Raw genomic sequence first — 2,351 nt, 5'->3', positions numbered from 1 at the left:
AGTCTGCGGAAGAACCGCCGGGCCGCGGCAGTGTCCCGGCGGTTCTGCACGAGGATGTCCAGGACATTGCCATCCTGATCCACGGCCCGCCACAGGTACTTCCGTTCACCGTTGACCTTGATGAAGACCTCGTCCAGATGCCACTTGTCGCCGGGCCGGGGCTGCCGGCGGCGCAGCGCGCTGGCGTAGCACTGCCCGAACTTGGCACACCAGCGGCGGACCGTCTCATGCGAGACGACGACACCGCGCTCGAGCATCAGCTCCTCCACCTCACGGAAGGACAGCGGAAACCGGAAGTACAGCCACACACAGTGGGAGATCACCTCGACCGGGTACCGATGGCCCTTGTACGACGGCGACACGTCCCCCACGGACAACCCTCTCCAGCCTGATCAACCCGAAAATCATCCCACTCAGCCGGCCAACGTGACAGCGCCGCAGACACTCCTCGCGCTCTGGGCCGGCACCTGCCCGACCTGCCACCGCGACATACCCACCCCAATACGAACCTGACCAAGCCCTACTAGGGCCCGCCCGTCACCACCGCTCGTAGGCGGTGAACGGGTAGCTGCCGCCCAGGCCCGCCACCACGAGTCTGCCGTCGCGCTCGTACATGCCGCCCACGAGGCCGGGCACCTCGTCACGGAAGTGGCGTTCGTCGAGCTCCTCGCCGTCTGCGGCGTCGAGCTCGACCATGGTGGTGATCGCCGCGCTCTGGGTGGACCACTCGCACAGCACCGTGACCCGGTCGCCGATCACCGCCATCCCTGCGGCCGGATCGTCCATGCCCTGCGACCAGACCTCTTCGCCGGTCTTGAGGTCGAAGGCGATGACTGTGTGGTGGTTGCCCTTCTTCCAGTACTTGGCCAGTGCGTAGAGCCGGTCGCCGACGACCGCCGTCGACATCACGGTGCTCGCCTGGATCACGCCCTGCTCGCGGTCGAGCTCGATGGTGGGGCGGGGCCGCCCGTTCTCGTCGAACGAGATGAACAGGCCCGTGTTCCCCGGGCTGTCCGCGGACACCCCGACCGTGAGCACCAGCGGGTCGGCCGACTCGATGCCGACAGCGGTCTTCGGGTCGAGCGGGCGCCGCGCGTCGACGGGGACGTTCCACTCCAGGGCGCCGGTCGCACGGTCGAAGGCGGCCACCGTCACCTCGGCGACCGCGCGCTTGTCGCGCCCGCCGGAGCCGCAGGTGAGGACCGCGAACACCCTCTTCCTGCCGACCGAGACCGTGTCGGGACCGCACCGGTCGGGCAGCTCGGCGGCCCAGCGCTGCTTGCCAGTGCGCACGTCCAGGCCGCGCAACGAGACGTCGCCGCCCTTGTCCTTCTGCCCCGTCGACGTCGTGGCGCGCCGGTCCTGGGCCACCACCGCGAGGCCGCCGCCCGCGTCCAGGCGCGGACTGCTCCCGGCGACCACGTCACCGAACGAGTCCCTGCGGAGGTTGGAGTGCTCCTTCCACAGTTCCCGGCCGTCCTTGGCGTCCAGGGCGAGGACGTTCGAGCAGGCCTTGACGGGCACCCCGTCGGGGGTACTCCCCTCGCCGGTGCCGTCGTCCTCGTACGCGACGAGCACGACCCCCGCGCCCGCGTGCGGCGCGGCGCCGCACATCTGGGTGCGGCCCGGTGGCACGTACTCCCAGAGCTTCTTGCCGTCCTGTCCCGCGGCGAGCCCGAACCCGGTCACCTCGTCGTACCTACTGCGGATGGCCACGTCACCGACGACCCAGTTGTCGTCCTGCCCGCTCGACGTCCGGTCCTTCGCGGCCGACCAGGACCGCACCATGGCATCCCCGGGCAGATAGCCATAGGGCGACAGCATCATGGCCGTCAGCGATCCGATCACCACCAGGACGATCGCCGTCCACACCAGTGGTTTGACCAGACTTCTTCCCGACATCACGCGGCCCCCTCGAGCTGCACATGTCCCGAACCCCCGTACGGCGGCACCCCCCTGGCGTCCGCCGCCGCCCACCGGCCCCCCGGCCGTGCGAGCGAAGATCATCGTAAGCGAGCGGGGAGGAGAACGAGACCGGGCTCGGCCGGCGCATCCTCTTCCAGCGTGTCCCGGGGCCAAGTCCGGCAAGAACCGGCTGCACCTCGACATCCATGTGGGTGGCGAGCGGCGCGGCGCCGAGGTGGAGCGGCTGGCCGGGCTCGGGGCGCGGGTAATGCGGGAGTTGGCGGCGCAGGGCGGCTCCTGGGTGGCGATGACCGATCCGGAGGGCAACGGATCGACGTGCATTAAGCTTGGCTTTAAACCCCACCAAGATCATTTCTTGGTGGGGTTTGTTGTTCGCCTGACAGCTGGACGGCCTCTGCTTGATCATGTGTTTCCGCCAAGAGACA

At 69.1% G+C, this 2,351-nt stretch carries 2 protein-coding genes and 1 pseudogene; 1 reads left to right on the top strand and 2 read right to left on the bottom strand.

Going from position 1 to position 2,351, the window contains the following annotated elements:
• Positions 1-371, bottom strand: a 371-nt coding sequence (locus tag IEZ15_RS43715) for an IS6 family transposase (RefSeq protein WP_189282486.1), incomplete at its 3' end; no start/stop codon positions are given.
• 166 nt (positions 372-537) lie between these two features.
• Positions 538-1,902, bottom strand: a complete 1,365-nt coding sequence (locus IEZ15_RS43710) for an outer membrane protein assembly factor BamB family protein (RefSeq protein ID WP_189282485.1) — start codon at positions 1,900-1,902, stop codon at positions 538-540.
• 122 nt (positions 1,903-2,024) lie between these two features.
• On the opposite strand from IEZ15_RS43710, the pseudogene IEZ15_RS46295 reads away from it, so the two are divergent.
• Positions 2,025-2,233: pseudogene (locus tag IEZ15_RS46295) on the top strand (VOC family protein); the annotation flags it as partial.
• Positions 2,234-2,351: the final 118 nt, after the last annotated feature.

It is taken from the genome of Streptomyces atratus, from assembly GCF_014648655.1.
GTDB classification, from domain to species: Bacteria; Actinomycetota; Actinomycetes; order Streptomycetales; family Streptomycetaceae; genus Streptomyces; species Streptomyces atratus.
This window is presented reverse-complemented; position numbering and strand designations above follow the sequence as displayed.